The 18,164-nt window shown below is 34.4% G+C and carries 15 protein-coding genes; 6 read left to right on the top strand and 9 right to left on the bottom strand.

From position 1 onward, the window contains the following. Positions 1–253: 253 nt before the first annotated feature. From HXY53_01855 to HXY53_01840, 4 genes are all read left to right on the top strand, one after another. Entirely contained in the window at positions 254–574 is a 321-nt protein-coding gene (locus tag HXY53_01855; GenBank protein NWF75316.1) for a four helix bundle protein, read from the top strand. A 127-nt stretch (positions 575–701) separates the two neighbouring features. Beyond that, positions 702–860 carry a hypothetical protein gene (locus HXY53_01850; protein NWF75315.1) on the top strand — a complete coding sequence of 53 codons (159 nt, stop codon included), beginning with the start codon at positions 702–704 and terminating at the stop codon, positions 858–860. A 384-nt stretch (positions 861–1,244) separates the two neighbouring features. Continuing rightward, positions 1,245–2,333, top strand: a complete 1,089-nt coding sequence (gene tgt, locus HXY53_01845; protein NWF75314.1) for a tRNA guanosine(34) transglycosylase Tgt — start codon at positions 1,245–1,247, stop codon at positions 2,331–2,333. After that, the gene (locus HXY53_01840) at positions 2,315–3,199 is read left to right on the top strand and encodes a cation transporter (protein ID NWF75313.1); all 885 of its coding nucleotides are present in this window, start codon (positions 2,315–2,317) and stop codon (positions 3,197–3,199) included. Before tgt ends, HXY53_01840 begins: the two co-directional genes overlap by 19 nt. 2 nt (positions 3,200–3,201) lie before the next feature. Here HXY53_01840 and HXY53_01835 read toward each other — a convergent pair whose 3' ends face one another. Genes HXY53_01835 through lepA form a run of 9 tightly spaced genes read right to left on the bottom strand, consistent with a single transcriptional unit; the run spans position 3,202 to position 14,794 of the window. Then, positions 3,202–4,557 (bottom strand): glutamine synthetase, encoded by a 1,356-nt coding sequence (locus HXY53_01835; GenBank protein NWF75312.1) that lies wholly within the window; start codon positions 4,555–4,557, stop codon positions 3,202–3,204. Between the two features lie 28 nt (positions 4,558–4,585). After that, positions 4,586–5,278 carry a type 1 glutamine amidotransferase gene (locus tag HXY53_01830; GenBank protein ID NWF75311.1) on the bottom strand — a complete coding sequence of 231 codons (693 nt, stop codon included), beginning with the start codon at positions 5,276–5,278 and terminating at the stop codon, positions 4,586–4,588. Between the two features lie 25 nt (positions 5,279–5,303). Further along, entirely contained in the window at positions 5,304–8,099 is a 2,796-nt protein-coding gene (locus HXY53_01825; protein NWF75310.1) for a hypothetical protein, read from the bottom strand. Positions 8,100–8,139: 40 nt separating this feature from the next. Further along, positions 8,140–9,105: a hypothetical protein gene (locus HXY53_01820; GenBank protein NWF75309.1), complete on the bottom strand. Its 966-nt coding sequence runs from the start codon at positions 9,103–9,105 to the stop codon at positions 8,140–8,142. Between the two features lie 59 nt (positions 9,106–9,164). Then, on the bottom strand, positions 9,165–9,980 hold the full coding sequence (locus tag HXY53_01815; protein ID NWF75308.1) for a YihY/virulence factor BrkB family protein: 816 nt from the start codon (positions 9,978–9,980) through the stop codon (positions 9,165–9,167). A 4-nt stretch (positions 9,981–9,984) separates the two neighbouring features. Beyond that, entirely contained in the window at positions 9,985–11,307 is a 1,323-nt protein-coding gene (gene der, locus HXY53_01810; protein ID NWF75307.1) for a ribosome biogenesis GTPase Der, read from the bottom strand. Between the two features lie 9 nt (positions 11,308–11,316). Beyond that, complete coding sequence (locus HXY53_01805; protein ID NWF75306.1) at positions 11,317–11,838, bottom strand: hypothetical protein; 522 nt, start codon at positions 11,836–11,838, stop codon at positions 11,317–11,319. A gap of 6 nt (positions 11,839–11,844) precedes the next feature. Further along, on the bottom strand, positions 11,845–12,990 hold the full coding sequence (hemW, locus tag HXY53_01800) for a radical SAM family heme chaperone HemW (GenBank protein NWF75305.1): 1,146 nt from the start codon (positions 12,988–12,990) through the stop codon (positions 11,845–11,847). A gap of 13 nt (positions 12,991–13,003) precedes the next feature. Further along, positions 13,004–14,794, bottom strand: a complete 1,791-nt coding sequence (lepA, locus tag HXY53_01795; protein ID NWF75304.1) for an elongation factor 4 — start codon at positions 14,792–14,794, stop codon at positions 13,004–13,006. Positions 14,795–14,881: 87 nt separating this feature from the next. On the opposite strand from lepA, the gene guaB reads away from it, so the two are divergent. Together guaB and guaA are read left to right on the top strand one after the other, a co-directional pair. Further along, entirely contained in the window at positions 14,882–16,342 is a 1,461-nt protein-coding gene (guaB, locus tag HXY53_01790) for an IMP dehydrogenase (GenBank protein ID NWF75303.1), read from the top strand. A 268-nt stretch (positions 16,343–16,610) separates the two neighbouring features. Beyond that, positions 16,611–18,152, top strand: coding sequence for a glutamine-hydrolyzing GMP synthase (guaA, locus tag HXY53_01785; protein ID NWF75302.1), 1,542 nt, complete (start codon positions 16,611–16,613; stop codon positions 18,150–18,152). Positions 18,153–18,164: the final 12 nt, after the last annotated feature.

Raw genomic sequence — 18,164 nt, 5'->3', positions numbered from 1 at the left:
CTGATGAAAAAGGGATTGCGACAACCCGCCTGAGGCGGAGATGAAAGTGAAAGATGAAAGTGAAAGGGGAAGAAACATTTGCAGAGAAAGTAGTGTCACTTTTAACTTTCGACGTTCACTCCGGCGGAGCCGGGCTGACCTGATGAAAAAGGGATTGCGACAACCCGCCTGAGGCGGAGATGAAAGTGAAAGATGAAAGTGAAATGGGAAACGAGTGAAGGATTTTCGGGTGTTACAGGTATGGCAAAAGGGTATGGATTTATTTAAAGACGTGGTACGAGATGTTGAAGGTTTTCCCAAGACAGAGGTGGGGCGGATCATTGCTAATCAGATAATTCGAAGCGTTTCATCGATCACGGCGAATATAGCGGAAGGATACGGTAGGAGGCGTGGTAAGGAATATGAGCACTATCTCTATATAGCTCGTGGTTCGGCAAATGAGACTATTGACTGGTATGAAAAGCTCAAGAGTTTGAATTACATAAATGAAGGGATTTTTCGAGAGAGGGAGCAGATGTGTCAGGAGCTTCGGGCGATGCTGAGCAAGATGATCAACTCGGTTGAGGGAAAGTAGAATCACTTTTAACTTTCGACGTTCACTCTGGCGGAGCCGGGCTGACCTGATGAAAAAGGGATTGCGACCTTGACTGGCAAGGTTTATTGCACGTATATTTAATTCAATAATCTCGGAGGTCAATTATATGTTCATCGATGTTCTGATGTTTTTTGTGATGCTGGCTGTAACACAGCTCTTTGCAAGGCTTTTCGCTATGCCATTAACTATTTTTTGCAAGCCATTAGGCCACTCTGTCGCACTAATCATCTGGCCTGTAATCATTATCCTTTATTACCTTATATAATACAAAAGATTTAACCCGAATAATGCAGACATTGCTCAAAAATTTATTTAACTCGATGAATTATCGGATTTGTCTTATTTGTTTTATGGATAAAAATATTCGTAAAACCATTAGTTAAAGGTGCACTAAAGTATCGAAAAATAAATTTTCTCGCAACATCTGCATTATTCAATTGCATTTTTTGGGTTAAGGCAGAATAAGATTACTCATTATCTATTAGAAAATGGTTCAGGCGGTTGATGAAAAATTAAAAGACTTAGACGAAGTAAGAAGAAGATAGTATGCTAAGACTATGGAAACGTTTACTAAAAAAAGATTATGAAGAATACAATAATATATAATTTCATATCAAATTACGATTTAATCTGCTATTAGAAGGCTATAATGCAATTTAAGGTTATAAGAACTGATGGAAATGCACGTGTCTGTATTCTTGAAACAGAAAGAGGTTCAATACATACCCCTGTATTTATGCCTGTCGGAACAATAGGGACTGTGAAGGCTATGTCACCGGATGAATTGAAAGAGATAGGCACTGAAATAATACTATGCAACACTTATCATCTTTACCTCAGACCTGGTCATGATATTGTTTCATCTCTTGGTGGTATTCACACTTTTATGAATTGGGATAGACCTGTTCTAACAGACAGCGGTGGCTTTCAGATTTTTAGTCTGTCAGCATTAAGAAAGATAGAAGATGTTGGAGTGCATTTCAAGTCACATCTTGATGGTTCAATGCATTTTATAGGCCCTCGAGAAGCTATGGATATTCAATCTTCACTTGGCTCAGATGTAGCGATGGTCCTCGATGACTGTACCCCTTATCCCACAACTTATGAATATGCACTTCTTTCTCTTGAACGTTCTATTCAATGGGCAAAAGAGTGTAAAAAGTTACAAGATAAAAAACAAGCATTATTTGGAATTATTCAGGGAAGCATGTTCGAGGGTCTCAGAAAAAGATGCATTGATGAACTTGTATCAATAGGATTTGATGGATATGCTGTTGGAGGTTTGAGTGTGGGAGAACCAAAGGAAGAGATGTATAAAATGATATCATTCACTGCTCCCTTTCTTCCGATTGATAAACCACGATACCTTATGGGAATCGGTGATTTAAGAGATATATTGTTTAGTGTTGAGGCAGGTTTTGATATGTTCGACTGTGTGATGCCAACGAGAAATGCAAGAAATGGAACACTTTTTACAAGTAGTGGGAAAATCAGCATTAAACGAGAAGAATTCAAGTCTGATAAAAGACCTCTCGACTTAGAGTGTGACTGTTATACGTGCAGGAATTATTCCCGTGGCTATCTAAGACATTTATTCTTATCCAAAGAGATACTATCTATGAGACTGAACACAATTCACAATCTTTATTTCTATATGAATTTTTTCAGAAATATGAGAAAATCTATTATGGAAGGAAGGTTCAGGGAGTTCAGTTTAAGATGGGAAGGAATATTTTAGAAGTAAAGGATTACAGCCTTCAGGTAAGAAAAGTCCTCTTATTAACCTTGGTATTGAATTCACTTGTTGCTATTATGAAAATTATATATGGGTATGCAACAAACTCAATTGCTATGACATCCGATGGATTTCATTCATTTTTTGACGGTATTTCAAATATTGTTGGGTTTATCGGTATCTGGATTGCGTCGCACCCTCCTGATGAAAGGCATCCATACGGACATAAGAAATATGAGACATTATTTACAATTATCATTGCCATCATGATTTTTTTGACTTGTTTTCAAATATTAAAGAAAGTATATTTCTCTTTTCAGGATATGCATAAAACAAGTGTAACATTCATGAGTTTTACTGTGATGTTTATAACAATGATGATAAATATAATAGTTATGCTTTATGAATCTAAGAAAGGCAAGCAACTATGCAGTGAAATTTTAATAGCGGATGCAATGCATACAAAAAGTGATATATTTGCATCCATTGCTGTTATAGCAAGCCTCATTTTTTCAAGAATGGGATATTATTATGCAGATATTATTGTTGGTGTTATTATTACATTTCTTATAGCAAGAATTGGTTTTAAAATTATAAAAGGAGCTTCAGATATACTTGTTGATACTGTCTGTATTAATACTGCAATAATAGAGGGTGTTGTTAATTCAATTGATGGTGTAAGAGGCTGTCGTAATATAAGAACGAGAGGTCAAGAGAATGCTGTATATCTTGATATGGCGGTTGTTGTTGACAAAAATCTACCAATCGAAAAAGCCCATCGTATAGCTGATAATATCGAAGAGAAAATAAAAAAGGAATTCCCTTCGATTATTGATATCGTAGTTCACATAGAACCTGAGAAACAGTAAAGTTAAAGTATTGGCAGATATTTCTCAATTTCATATGGATGAATTTTTATTCGATAGTCATCCCATTCTACTTTTTTACTAATTATAAATTGTTCAAATATGTGATCACCGAGAGTTTCTCTCAGTAAATCGCTTTCTTCAGCATATTCTATGGCTCTATTTAGACTACCCGGTAATGTATCTATGTTAAGCTTTTTCCGTTCTTCTTCAGATAGGTGATAAACATCTGTCTCAATAGGTTCAGGCAGAATATAACCCTTTTCGACACCTTTTAGTCCGGCATTTAGCATACAAGCGAATGCAAGATAAGGATTACAGGCAGGGTCAGGTGAACGAAGTTCAAGACGAGTTGCCTTTTCTTTTCCTGGTTTGTAAAGAGGAACGCGAACAAGGGTGGATCTGTTTCTACGTGCCCAGCATATATAAACAGGAGCCTCAAAACCCGGCACAAGCCTTTTGTACGAATTTACCCATTGGTTCAGGACTAAAGTTATCTCTTTAATATGAGTCAGTAGCCCGGCTATGTATTTTTTTGCTATATCAGACAAAAAGTATTGATCTTTGGGATCAAAAAAGGCATTCTGATTATCTTTGAAAAGGGATTGATGGGTATGCATACCGCTTCCATTTTGACCAAATATAGGTTTTGGCATAAATGTAGCATAAACATTATACTGCTTGGCAATCTCTTTAACGATTATCCTATGTGTTATTACAATATCAGCCATTGTCAGCGCATCTTCATAACGTAAATCTATTTCGTGCTGTGAATGGGCAACTTCATGATGTGAATATTCTACTTTGATTCCCATTGATTCAAGTGCGAGTATTGTATCTCTACGTAAATCTTCTGCTGCATCAAGAGGATAATCAAAATAACCTCCCTCATCAAGTGTTTCCGTTGCTTTATCGGACTTAAAATAAAAATATTCGAGTTCAGGACCTATATAAAATGTAAAACCTTTTTGTAGAGCTTTTTCAAGATTTGTTTTGAGGACATATCTAGGGTCACCTTTATAAGGAGAACCATCAGGTTCAAATATATCGCAGAACATTCTTGCAACTGCTCTTTCTTTAGGCCTCCATGGAAGAATTACGAAAGTTTTTGGGTCAGGTCTGGCAATCATATCACTCTCGTCAATTCTTGCAAAACCCTTTATAGAAGATCCGTCAAAACCCATCCCTTCATTAAAGGCAAATTCGAGTTCCTCTACCGGAACAGCAAAACTCTTAAGTTGGCCATGGATATCTGTAAACCATAGTCTAATAAATTTTACGTTATGTTTTTTTACAAGCTCCATAACATCTTTTTTATCTCGCGGTTTTTTGACAACTCCTTTAACTTTTACTTTTTCCATTTTTCCCTCCTCATTCTTTTTATGTTTATCATTTTTTAAAGAATTTTTTATAGAAATTCATTGCTCTACCGTAATATTCATAATAAACATTTTCAGTTTCTTCAAGTATTAGTTTACAGTCTGGAGTATCTTTAAACCATTCGTAAATCATGTTGTTCTTAACTTCTATGTGAAACTGGAATGCATAGATATTTTCCCCGAATCTGAAGGCTTGATTTTTGTATAATTTTGTGCTTGCAAGAAGAACTGAACCATGAGGTAAATCAAAAGTATCAGCATGCCAGTGAAAAACTTTAAAGCGTCTCCAGAAATCTCCAACACGAGGATGAATAGCAAATTTTCTCATCAGAGGATCTTTTAACCCTTCACCTGTCAGCTCTATATGATACCAGCCAATCTCTTTTTTATGTCCGGGGTAAACATCTGCACCAAGACAGTGTGCAATCATCTGTGATCCAAGACATATACCCATTATCTTCATATCTCTGTTTATTGCTTCTCTGATAATACGGGAGCCTATTTTAAGATGAGGGTATTTGTCCATTTCATATACCCCCATTGGACCACCAAGAATGATGAGGGTTGTAAAATTCTCTAACGTTGGAGGAATTTCTCCAGATTCTAATTCCAAAATAGTATAAGAAAATTTCTCTTGTTTGAGAAAATCTTCTATGGTTCCAGGCCCTTCTTTTATAGTATTTTTTGGTATTAAAACTGACATGGTAAAATCAGAATCTCAATCTTGGTTAGCTATAATACATATCAGTAATTCTATTTATTTTTAACCTGATATCCTCAATCTTAATTTTGAGTTCTTCACTGTTTTTTAAATTCATAAATCTTGCTATTATATCAGTTATATCAGAATTTATCTTTAGAACATCCAGTTCATTTAATCTGAGAAGAGTTTCGATAGTTTTTAAAAATGTATATGATTGTGAAAGTATGGATTCTGTATTTATGTCGACTATGCCTATTTTGAAAAGATTCTTGAGCGACTTAAGGGTATTGGACGAAATAAGATCAGGATAATGTGATGCATTTTTCATCTGAAGATACTGCACTAAAAATTCTATTTCTTTAATTCCACCCATGCCTCTTTTGATATCATATGATGATGTTTTTTCTGAAAATTTTTTAATGATCCTTTTCCGGATATCTTTCATATAAGAACCCGTAATCTGTCCTCCACGAGTTATAATTATCTTTTTCCTCATATCCTCAAAATCTCTCATAAGAAACCTGTCACCTGCAACAGGTCTTGCTCTAAGAAGAGATTGTATTTCCCAGAGATGTGCAGATTTAAAATAATAATTTTCATATGCTTTTATATTATTTAGCAATATACCTTTTGAACCATCAGGTCTTAAACGCATATCAACTTTATATGCTATTCCTTTTGAAGTATACTCTGATAAAAATCTGATTATATCTTCTGCCTTCGAATAAAGACTGTCATTTGTGCTGATAAAAAGAAGGTCAAGATCAGAACCTATATTCATTTCCATAGCTCCAAAGGCACCAGCCCCTACAACTGCAAAATCAGAATCAGATTTAAAATATTTTGTCAGAGCTCTCACTACAGTATCGGCAAGATTGCTTAATATGTTTGTAAATGAATGAACGTCATGTAACCCTTTCAGAAAAAGCACTCCTGATTTCAATTCTTCAATTAATTTGAAATCTCTTAGTGATATCAAAGGTTCTTTGCTATTTTTTAGTATATTGTAGAGGCGATCTTCTAATGTTTTGAAATCTATCATTGTATCATGGTATTCAAAAATACCCTCGACGTTGTCAAGACTTAGTAACGTTCTTGTAAGATAAGTGCTCGAAGATAATATATTTACAATAATTTCTCTAAGATCATTTCGTTGCAAAAGTATGTCAATATAGGCTTTGTGTTTGTTTATCTTTTGCATAAATGTAACAAACATCCTTAATAATGTATCTTTATTTTCATATTGAATTATATATTCCATGAAGAGAGACATTAATTTTCTAAGAAGATTACGTTCTGTTATGGTTTTAAAGGTGTTTATATTTTCATTGAAAGTGTTTATATGCTTTAATGCTGAATCTGGATATTTAAAACCCTTAAATGAAAGGTAATCAAAAACTCCTTGTTCAGGTAGGTATTGATTAATTAGTAACATAAAATCCTGTTTTACATCTGGAAGCCCAAACAATGAATTATACATATCCCTGATCATGAGTCTTTTTAATCTAAGTTCTGATGAGAATTTCTTTTCGCTCCTAAAGTTTAGCTTTCTTGCAAGTATTTTAAGTTCATTTTTTTCTGTTGGTAATTTATGTGTTTGAAGATCATCTTTCATCTGAAGAATATGTTCAATCTTTCTCATGAGAGAATAACTTTCTGAAAGTCTCAAGACATCTTCTGAATTCAAAATTTCTTCTTTCAACAATGCATTAAGCGCATCTTTCATCTTCCCACACCTGAGACTGATTTTATTGCCACCATATAAAAGCTGAAAAGTCTGGACAAAAAACTCAATTTCTCTAATACCGCCGTAGCTACGTTTAATATCATTTGTATCATGAATATTATCTATTTTAATTTTCATATCAATAATCTCTTCAATATCGTTATAGTCAATTGATCTTTTCCAGACAAATGGTTCAATCTCTACAATAAATAGATTGCCGAGGAGAATATCACCGGTAACAGGACGGGCCCGTATTAATACCATCCTTTCCCATGTCTTACCCCATGCTTCATAATATGAGCTGTATGCCTTGAGCGAGTGAGAGATATCGCCTTTCTGCCCGTTGGGACGTAACCGCATATCTACTCTGTATGCTATACCATCCTCTGTCGGTGATTGAAGTAAGCTGGAAAATAGTCCTGTAAGTCTGCAAAAATATTCATGGGATTCGATTTTGTTTGTTCTAACACCTGTTTGTGAAATAATGCCTGAAGACATATAATCTGAAGAGCGATAGACAGAAATAATATCAATATCTGAACTATAGTTGAGTTCCTGTGCACCAAGTTTTCCAAGAGATATTATGCAAAAAGAACGATCTTTGATGTCACCAAACTTTTCTTTCATTATCATAAATGCAGCATCAAGTGTTAACTCAAAAATTGCTTCAGCAAGTGAAGTCAACTCTGACATGCTTCTGTAAAGGTCGGTTATTCCACATACATATCTAAGAGTAATTATCAGAAGGTATCTTTTTTTTAAATCTCGAATGAATTTCATAAAATCTTTTTTAAATGTAAAAGGAGCATGTTTGTAAATCTCTCTGTATTCTGTATGTGAATCATACAGTATCTTCTGTTTTGTGATTGGCTGTTTAATATTATTCAATGCGAATGAAAGCTTGTCAGGATTATTTATTGTATAGTCTGAAAGAAACTGGCTGTAGGAAAATAATCTGGCAATATAGTGGATTTGATTTTTATATTTTTCAATAAATTCTGGAGATTTTTTTAAAAGTTTCTGGAGATTTTTTGTAGAGCTTTCTGGGTCAGGTGTTTCGGCCGAAACATTTTTAATAAGATTAAATATATCCATAAGAATGTTTTATATTATATTTAAGGCAGGTATTTAATTATTATTTTGTTATTCCCATATCAAGGATTCTCTTTTTAAGAATCAGAATCTCAAAAGCGATAGCAGCCATAGATGTTAGCATTGAGATATATCCAACATTTGCATTTAAAACAGCGTTGTTACCATTATCTATATAGACTATAGCTATTACTTTTTCTCTTATCGCAATCGGTAGTATAAGGACATCTTGTGGAGTACCTGATAAAATTTTTATTAGACTTTCATTTTGTTTTATATTGATAATAGGTCCTCTGTAATTTGTTTTTGTTCGAATAACCTCTGAAAAAATAGGAGATTCATTTTCTGAAATAACAAAATTATTAATATCCAACCCTCTTGCTTTCCATCCAATCAGTTTTTCTCCTTTAACTGTAAAGATAGCAATACGTGGAGCTATTTTGAAAATCTCATTTAATAGAATGCCTGCAACATCCTCTGTATCTTTAACATCTGTAAATGCTTTTTTAATATTATCTATGGAAATTTCTTCTTTTACATTTTCAGTGGTAAATCTATCTGTTAGACTTATAAAACGGATATCTCTTTTGATTCCATAATATTTTTCAAGAGTATGAATTAGCCTTAGTTCAGTTATGGCATATGGAATGATGTCATAGCCTGTTATAAAACGTAGTTCATCAATTTCTTTAATGTCTTTTGGATTTAGCATAGCAATATGCAGTCTATTTCGTTCTTTTCTAAATGGAAGAATTCTATATTTTTCTATAATTTCTTTGCTTACAGTATTAATAACTTCTTCTGGAATTGCATTAACTTGATCAGCCTTAACAGATGGAACTTTGAAATAAGTACTCAGAAATTTAGACAAGTCTTCCTCTTCGATGAAACCTGATTCAATAAGATTGGTTCCAATTCTACCACCGAATTGTGTCTGTCTTTTAAGAGCAAGTTCAAGCTGCTGTCTGGTAATCAGAGCTTCTTTAACTAAGGCTTCACCGAGCTTCATATTACATATTAGTAAAAAAATTATTTTATTGCAATTAATTCTATAAAATATTCTCGGAGCTATGTTTTTTTATAATTAGCCATGTTATATACGAGTTCAGCACCGATTAAAAATATGCACGAGGAATAAAAAACCCAGAGAAGAAAAACGACAAATGCTGTCATGGGACCATATATTGTTCCGAACTTTGCTATCGTCCCAATATACCACGTGAATATGTGTTTGGCAATTTCAAGAAGAGTTGTTGTGAATAGAGCACCAATAAAAGCGTTTGATATCTTTACTTTTGTTTTTGGAAAGAAGATATAAATAATGCATACATTGAAAAAAATCATTAAAAAGGGGATAAAATACTGTATTAAAAAAGCTGTTATCAATCCTACTTTTAATTCAGGGAATAATTGTTTTAATGCCCTGAGTAGGGGGATGAGAGATGTAGCCATAAAAGATACTATGAGAATCAGAATCATAAGGGTTACGATAGTTAATGAAACAATAATTGACCAGATGAATTTTCTCTTTTTTTTAACTTTGAAAATAGTGTTTAGAGCATTCTGTAATGAGGCAAAGACCTGATATGAAAGGATACCATACAAAATCAAACTTATGGTACCAATCCCTTTAAATTTTATAAGATTCCCGAGTTCTTTTGTAATGTTAGATGTGATCTCTGGAAAGAAGCTGATCAACCTGTTTGAAAAAAACTCATAGAATCCGTGATAGTGCCCTAAAATATAACCGAATATTGTGATTAAAAAAATACATAAAGGAACTAATGCCATCATAGAAAAATAAGCGAGTGATCCTGCAAGCATGAAACCGTTATCTCTGATAAAATCAATAAAACTTTTAAAGATAATTCTGAAATACTTCATTTAATTAACCTCTTTTTTCTTTTTCCCTTCCTTTTATGTAGATCCTTACAGGTGTTCCACTGAATAAAAAATTATTACGGAGAACTTTTTCCATAAAACGAATATGAGATTCGCTTATTGCAGCAGGATAATTTGTAAAAACAGTAAAAGAAGGTGGTTCGGTCTTAATCTGAGTAATATAATAAAGTTTTACGGGCCTGCCTTTAAAATGTGGTAGTGATAGAGAAGCATTGATCTCCCGAAAATATCTGTTTAATTCTGCTGTAGGTATTCTCTTTCTCCTTTCTCCCATTATTTCATCAATGATGTGAAAAATTTTTGTTACCCTTGTCTTTTCAGTTGCTGAAATAGTAAGAACAGGTGCATATTGCATAAACCACATCTTTCTCTTTAATTCAAGGGTTAATGTTTTATACATATCTTCAGGAGATTTAATAATGTCCCATTTATTTAAGAGGAACAATGCACTTTTTCCATATCGTTCTACGATGCCTGCTATCTTCTGATCCTGTTCAACAATTCCATCACCAGCATCAAGGACAATCAGCGCTATATCACATCTCTCAATACTTCTCAGTGCCCTTATCATAGAAAATCGTTCAAGTGAATATCCAAATTTATCTTTCCTTTTAATGCCTGCAGTATCTATTAATAGGTATTTCCTTTTGTAATAAGTACATATACTGTCAACCGCATCTCTTGTTGTTCCAGGGACTGGAGTTACTATCATTCTTTTCTTCCCAAGTAAAGTATTCACCAGTGTTGACTTTCCAACGTTTGGTCTTCCAACTACTGCAATCTTCGGATAATCAAGCTTTTGTTCTATAGTATGAGGCAGAAATGAAACAAGATTATCCATAAAATCGCTATAGCCATAACCGGTAATTGCTGACAAAGGAAACAGTGTATCAGTGCCTAACTCATAAAAATCCAGCAGCTTATCTTCATGTTTTGGACTGTCAATTTTATTTACAACCCAGAGGATATTCTTCCCTGATGCCCTGAGCATTTTTGCAAGTTCCTTATCAGATGGAGTAAGGCCATCTTTTCCATCAAGAAGATGGATTACAATATCACCTTCCTCAATAGCAAACATAGCATGTTCTTTTACCTGCATGAAAATATTTTCTGGGGGTGCTACATAAAAGCCACCTGTATCAACGACAATGAATTTTTTGCCTTCCCATTCAGTATCGAGGTAGTTTGTATCACGAGTGACACCGGGTATTGATTCAACGATAGCAGCATTTGTTCGTGTCATCCTGTTGAATAGCGTGGATTTACCTACATTAGGTCTTCCGACTATGACAACAATTGGTTTTGCCATACAATATATTTATAAATTAGAAAATTCTTCTATCATCATTATCCAGATTTCTGCTAAATATTTTATTTTATCATCAAACTTATTATATTCAGGCAAATTTTCAATATATTCGAGTAAAGGATCGCAAAAATACCAGTTGCATCCCGAAGGTCGAAGAGATCGCTTTAAGGAACATCCTTCAGGGGTTAGAAACTGACATGGTTCTGAATCGTTACCAACTGATTTATAAACAGGAGGTTTTAATTCTATAGCATGGAAATATATTAGATCTTCAAAATTATAATATCCATGTTTATTGATACAGCATACTTCTTGACACGATGGGCAGACTATTTGTGTTGCATTTTCAATGAATGGGCTTATTTCTTCAATATTTGATTGATAAATTTTTGCGAGTTCTTTAACTTTTTGTAATCCATTTGTTTGAAAGATTTCTTCGAGATAGTTAAACGCTTCATAATATAACTCTTCATCTCGTTGTTTGAGATTATTTCTAAAGTATTCAAATTTTGCTCTAAAAAATTGCGTCATAATAATTTAAAGACCTAAACTATCAAATACTTCCAGCACGATTTTATTAGAAATGTTAATGCCTTTTCTTGTCAATCTCAGGTGACCTTTTTCAATAACCATATACCCTAATTTGAAAAGCTCCTCACATTCTTGAAGAAGGATTGGTTTAAAAACTTTTAATTTCGAAATATTAACTCCTTTTCTTTTTCTAAGCCCGAGGAATATGAGTTCCTTTAGTGATTCATCTGGAGTTAATTGTATGGAGTATGTTTCAGGAATTTTACTTTTTCTAAGGTCTTCTATATAACGATAAATATTACCTGTATTTTCAGAACGTAAATTACCGATAAAAGAATGTGCTCCTACTCCAGTGCCGATATATTGTCCTCTGTCCCAGTAATTAATATTGTGGAGACAATTGTAGCCTGGAACTGCAAAATTTGATATTTCATAATGTTCAAATCCAGAATTTGCTAAATAATCTATGGTATAGTTATACATTTGAAGGATTATGTCTTCATCTAACATTTTTAATTTTCTTGAAGTTCCTTTATTCTTCCATTTTTTTATTATCTCAAATAGTGGTGTATTTTCTTCGAGAGTAAGTTCATAAGCAGAGATATGGCTTGGTGAAAATGCAATCGCTTTTGATAAAGATTTCTTCCACGAATCTATTGTCTGTCCTGGTATCCCATACATTAAATCGATCGAATAGTTTTTAAGCCCAGATTTTTTTATCAGTGTAATTGCTTTTATTGCATCTGCTGAGTTATGAATCCTTCCGAGTATTTGCAATTCTCTGTTATCAAATGACTGAATACCAATGCTTATCCTATTAACACCCAAAGAAAGCAGATTGGTAAGTTTTGATTCATTAAACATTCCTGGATTTACTTCTACGGTTATTTCAATATATGATGAGAGATTATAATTGTCTTTTAAACATAAGAATATTTGCTGAAAGCATTTTTCAGATAAAATGGAAGGTGTGCCGCCACCGATGTAAATAGATTTTAGAGTTTTAGCCAGATGTTTTTTAAGGGTTAATTCCTTGCATAAGGCATTAATATAATCTTCTACTAACGATATATTATAGGGAATTGATATAAAATCACAATAAAGACATTTCTTTATACAGAACGGTATATGAATGTATAAGAATTCAACCATTGAGATTTGCCTGTCATCTAACTTTTAAGACAGCTAAAAAGGCCTCCTGAGGAAGTTCGACCTTCCCGAATTGTTTCATTTTTTTCTTGCCTTCTCTCTGTTTTTCAAGCAGCTTTCTTTTTCGTGTAATGTCACCACCATAGCATTTGGAAGTAACGTCTTTCCTGAGTGGTCTTATACTTTCTCTTGCTATAATTTTATTTCCAATAGACGCCTGTATGATAACTTCAAACAATTGTCGTGGAATGACATCTTTCAGCCTTTCACATAAATCACGTCCTTTATAATAAGCATTTTCCCTGTGAACTATCAAAGAGAGAGCATCTACTAATTCCCCATTAAGTAGAATATTAAGTTTTACAAGATCGGATTCCCTGTATCCTAAAAAGTCATAGTCTAAAGATGCGTATCCCTTTGAAATAGATTTTAAACGGTTATAGAAATCCCATAATATCTCATTGAGAGGTAGTTCATACTCCACTCTAATCCTGTCTTTGCCGATAAATGTAAAATTTTTCTGAATACCTCTTTTTTCCTGACATAAATCAAGAATTGGTCCAATAAAATCCTTAGGAGAAAAGACTGTTGCAATTACAACAGGTTCTTCTATTTTTTCATAATGATCTGGCAATAAAGCAGGATTTTCTATAAAAAAGATATCGTCCTTTGATTTTGTAACTCTATAAATAACAGTTGGTGCAGTGCTTAAAAGTGAGAGATTAAATTCCCTTTCAAGTCTTTCACGTATAATCTCCATATGAAGCAATCCAAGGAAACCGCATCTGAAACCAAAACCTAGTGCTAAAGATGTTTCGGGTTCATAACTGAATGATGCATCATTCAGTCTTAATTTGTTCATAGCATCTCTAAGATTTTCATATTGATGAGGACTGGTCGGATAGATACCACAGAAAACCATTGGTTTGATGTCCTTATATCCAGGACACGGTTCTTTAGCAGGGTCATCTGCATCGGTTATAGTATCTCCTATCTTGGTTTCTGTTACATTTTTAATGCCTGCTATGATATACCCTACCTCACCAGAACAAAGAATATTGACAGACTCCATCTTTGGCGAAAAGATTCCTACACTGGATACTTCGAATACGTTATCTGTTGCCATTAGTTTGATTCTTTTACCAGCTTTGATATAGCCATCAAATATTCTCACAAGAACTATTACTCCCTGATAATTATCAAACCAGGAGTCAAAAATAAGGGCTTTTAGAGGTTTTTGATCATCGCCTTCTGGTGGAGGGATATTCTTAATAATTGATTCAAGAATTTTTTTAGTTCCTATTCCCTCTTTTGCGCTTGTTAGAATTGCATCGGAACAGTCAATGCCAATTGCATCTTCAATCTGTTCTTTTGTCTTTTCAGGTTCAGCACTTGGAAGGTCTATCTTGTTTATAATTGGAATCATCTCAAGATTATGTTCCAGAGCAAGATAAGCATTAGCAACTGTCTGTGCTTCGACACCTTGTGATGCATCAACAACAAGCAAAGCACCTTCGCATGAAGCAAGACTCCTTGAAACCTCGTAGGAAAAATCCACATGCCCTGGAGTATCAATAAGATTTAAAATATATTCCTGACCGTCTTCTGCTCGATATTTTAATCTTACTGTGTGAGCCTTAATTGTAATCCCTCTTTCTCTTTCAAGATCCATGGAGTCAAGAACCTGGTCGGTCATTTCCTTTGCGCCAAGAGCTCCTGTATATTCGAGTATCCTGTCAGCGAGTGTGGATTTGCCATGATCAATATGAGCTATTATTGAAAAATTACGTATATTTTTGGACATAATTTTCTTTCGAATTTTGTATATAAATTAATTTTGACAAATTGCTTTAAAGGATGTCAAAATGTTAAACTTTAAATTCAGAAACACAAAATGATTAATGAAGAAATGATAACAGGCTTAACGTTTGATGATGTATTATTGATACCTGCAAAATCAGAGGTGCTTCCCAAAGAGGTAGATACGACTACACTCCTAACACGTAATATTAAAATCAATATCCCCATAATAAGTGCTGCGATGGATACTGTTACTGAAGCGAACCTTGCTATAGCTATAGCACGAGAAGGTGGCATGGGAATTATACATAGAGCGATGAGTCCTGAGAAGCAGAAATCAGAAGTAGACAAAGTAAAAAAATCTGAAAGCGGGATGATTGTTGATCCCATTACAATACCACCTGATGCTCCAATTTCACAGGCAATGTCTCTGATGGAAAGATACAGGATATCTGGTGTGCCAGTAACAGATAGAAAAAAGTTGATAGGTATAATAACTAACAGGGATTTACGTTTTGAGACTAAATTTAACAAGACAGTTTCTAAGGTAATGACACGCAAGAATCTTATTACAGCACCAGTTGGAACAACACTTGACAAAGCGATGGAGATATTACACAAATACAAGATTGAAAAGTTGCCTATTGTTGATGAAGATAATAATCTTAAAGGGTTGATAACAATAAAGGATATAGAAAAAAGAAAAAAATATCCTAATGCTTGTAAGGATAAACTTGGTAGGCTTAGAGTAGGAGCTGCTATTGGGACAGGAATAAAACATCTGGAAAGAGCAGAAATGTTAATTAGTGCAGGGGTTGATGTTATTGTGATAGATACGGCACATGGACATTCACAACCTGTTATTACTATGTTAAAGGAATTGAAAAAGAGATTTGACATAGATGTAATAGCGGGTAATATTGCTACTGCTGAAGCAGCAAGGGATCTTATAAGAGGAGGTGCTGATGGTATAAAGATAGGAATAGGCCCCGGGTCAATCTGTACTACGAGAATAGTCGCTGGAACCGGTGTTCCTCAGATAACAGCTATAAGAGAATGTTTTAGTGTTGCAAAGAAATTCAGGATACCAATTATTGCTGATGGAGGTATCAAATATTCTGGTGATATTACAAAGGCTATAGCAGCAGGTGCTAATTCTGTGATGATAGGAAGTTTATTTGCAGGAACAGATGAATCTCCAGGTGAATTAGTACTTTTCCAGGGACGTAGTTATAAAGTATACAGAGGTATGGGTTCTATTGGTGCCATGGAGCAAGGAGCTAAAGACAGATATATGCAGGCTGGGGTAGAGTCTGCCAAGCTTGTTCCCGAGGGGGTAGAGGGAAGGGTGCCATATAAAGGTCCTCTCTCACAGAGTGTTCATCAATTAATCGGCGGACTTCGTTCTGGTATGGGTTACTGTGGTTGCAGAACCCTTGATGAGCTCAGGAAGAAGGCACGATTTATAAAAATAACCCATGCTGGTCTAAGAGAAAGTCATGTGCATGATGTCATAGTCACAAAAGAGGCCCCGAATTACAGGCCTGAATGGTAGCAGTAAAATCATGAGTTATAAGTCAATAGTTATTAAATGTGCTAATTCATTTTATATGAAAATTTTTAAGATATAGACAGGACATAGTATTTTAGCGGATTTATTTCACCGGTATTCAAATATACCCCCTTAGCAAGGGGGAATTAAAGGGGGGATTGAGGCGAGATACCTAGGAGGTCGAAGACTGAGAATGAGCATAAATACTATGTCCTGTCTGATTAACCATAGTTTATGAATAATCAGGGCTAATAAAAGTAATTAATGACAAATGACTTATAGTGAAAAAATATTAGTCCTCGATTTTGGCTCTCAATATTCACAATTAATTGCAAGACGTATTAGAGAGTTCAAAGTATATTCTGAAATTTATCCATATAACTTTCCTTTTGAAAAAATAGAACAATTTAAACCAAAAGGAATAGTTCTTTCAGGTGGACCATCGAGCGTATATGATTTAAAAGCACCGATTCCTGACCTAACAATATTTGAACTTAATATCCCGGTTCTTGGCATTTGTTATGGTATGCAGATTATGGCGCACTGTCTTGGCGGAAAAGTTGCAAAGGCACAACAAAGAGAATATGGCAAGGCAGAACTAATAATTAATAGAAACGGCAAAATCTTTGATGATATACCAAAAAGAAGTATAGTCTGGATGAGTCATGGTGATCGTATTGAGCGTTGCCCTCCAGATTTCCAGATTTTAGCACATACTGATAATTCTCCGATAGCAGCAATGGCTCATACAAAAAAGAAATTTTTTGCATTACAATTTCATCCTGAGGTTGTTCATACTCAGATGGGCAATAAAATTCTTAAAAACTTTATATTCAAGATATGCGGTTGCAAACCATTATGGACAATGAAGTCTTTTATTGAGACGGCCACTAAAGAAATAAAAGAGATGGTTGGAAAAAAAAAGGTTGTATGTGGTATCAGTGGAGGGGTTGATTCTACTGTTACAGCAGTTCTCGTGCATGAAGCTATCGGTGATCAATTAACGTGTATCTTTGTCGATAATGGAGTATTGAGGACGGGTGAGGCAAAAAAGGTTGAAGAAACATTGAGAAGATATTTTCATATGAATATAGACTGTGTTGATGCATCTGAAAGATTTCTGAAAAAGTTAGAAGGGGTGAAAGATCCAGAAAAAAAGAGGAAGATTATAGGTAATCAGTTCATAAAAGTATTTGAAGAAGAGGCTGTTAAGATTAAAGGGGTTGAATTTCTTGCACAGGGAACTTTATACCCTGATGTTATTGAAAGCTTACCTTTTAAAGGACCATCGGCTACAATTAAGAGCCACCACAATGTTGGAGGATTGCTGAAAAGGATGAAGTTAAAACTAATAGAACCTCTGAGAGAATTGTTCAAAGATGAGGTGCGTGTTTTAGGAAAGGAACTTAAAATTCCTGAGGAGATTATAAACCGTCATCCATTCCCAGGTCCTGGGCTTGCAATACGTGTAATTGGAGAAGTAACAAAGGAAAGATGTGATATATTAAGAAAAGCTGATACAATTGTTCTTGAAGAAATAAAAAAAGCAGGGTTGTATAAAAAGATGTGGCAGGCATTTGCGGTACTTTTACCTGTTAAGAGTGTTGGTGTTATGGGAGATGAAAGAACATATGAAAACGTAATAGCTGTTAGAGCTGTCCACAGTCTTGATGGTATGACTGCAGACTGGGTCAGAATTCCATATGATATTCTGGAAAGGATTTCAAACAGAATCATTAATGAAGTAAGAGGTGTAAACAGGGTAGTTTATGATATCAGTTCAAAACCTCCAAGTACAATCGAATGGGAGTGATTTTTAGATAAA

It is taken from the genome of Nitrospirota bacterium, assembly GCA_013388455.1.
In the GTDB taxonomy this organism is placed as follows: domain Bacteria; phylum Nitrospirota; class Thermodesulfovibrionia; order Thermodesulfovibrionales; family SM23-35; genus JACAFF01.
Note: the sequence above shows the minus strand (reverse complement) of the source record. Positions and strands in the feature narration are given on the sequence as shown.

Excerpts from the sequence above, each read along its gene's own strand:
- tgt (NWF75314.1), top strand. The coding sequence starts at position 1,245 with ATGCAATTTAAGGTTATAAGAACTGATGGAAATGCACGTGTCTGTATT.
- der (NWF75307.1), bottom strand. The coding sequence starts at position 11,307 with ATGGCAAAACCAATTGTTGTCATAGTCGGAAGACCTAATGTAGGTAAA.
- HXY53_01830 (NWF75311.1), bottom strand. The coding sequence starts at position 5,278 with ATGTCAGTTTTAATACCAAAAAATACTATAAAAGAAGGGCCTGGAACC.
- guaB (NWF75303.1), top strand. The coding sequence starts at position 14,882 with ATGATTAATGAAGAAATGATAACAGGCTTAACGTTTGATGATGTATTA.
- HXY53_01825 (NWF75310.1), bottom strand. The coding sequence starts at position 8,099 with ATGGATATATTTAATCTTATTAAAAATGTTTCGGCCGAAACACCTGAC.
- HXY53_01850 (NWF75315.1), top strand. The coding sequence starts at position 702 with ATGTTCATCGATGTTCTGATGTTTTTTGTGATGCTGGCTGTAACACAG.
- HXY53_01835 (NWF75312.1), bottom strand. The coding sequence starts at position 4,557 with ATGGAAAAAGTAAAAGTTAAAGGAGTTGTCAAAAAACCGCGAGATAAA.
- HXY53_01820 (NWF75309.1), bottom strand. The coding sequence starts at position 9,105 with ATGAAGCTCGGTGAAGCCTTAGTTAAAGAAGCTCTGATTACCAGACAG.
- HXY53_01815 (NWF75308.1), bottom strand. The coding sequence starts at position 9,980 with ATGAAGTATTTCAGAATTATCTTTAAAAGTTTTATTGATTTTATCAGA.
- hemW (NWF75305.1), bottom strand. The coding sequence starts at position 12,990 with ATGGTTGAATTCTTATACATTCATATACCGTTCTGTATAAAGAAATGT.
- HXY53_01805 (NWF75306.1), bottom strand. The coding sequence starts at position 11,838 with ATGACGCAATTTTTTAGAGCAAAATTTGAATACTTTAGAAATAATCTC.
- HXY53_01855 (NWF75316.1), top strand. The coding sequence starts at position 254 with ATGGATTTATTTAAAGACGTGGTACGAGATGTTGAAGGTTTTCCCAAG.
- guaA (NWF75302.1), top strand. The coding sequence starts at position 16,611 with ATGACTTATAGTGAAAAAATATTAGTCCTCGATTTTGGCTCTCAATAT.
- HXY53_01840 (NWF75313.1), top strand. The coding sequence starts at position 2,315 with ATGGGAAGGAATATTTTAGAAGTAAAGGATTACAGCCTTCAGGTAAGA.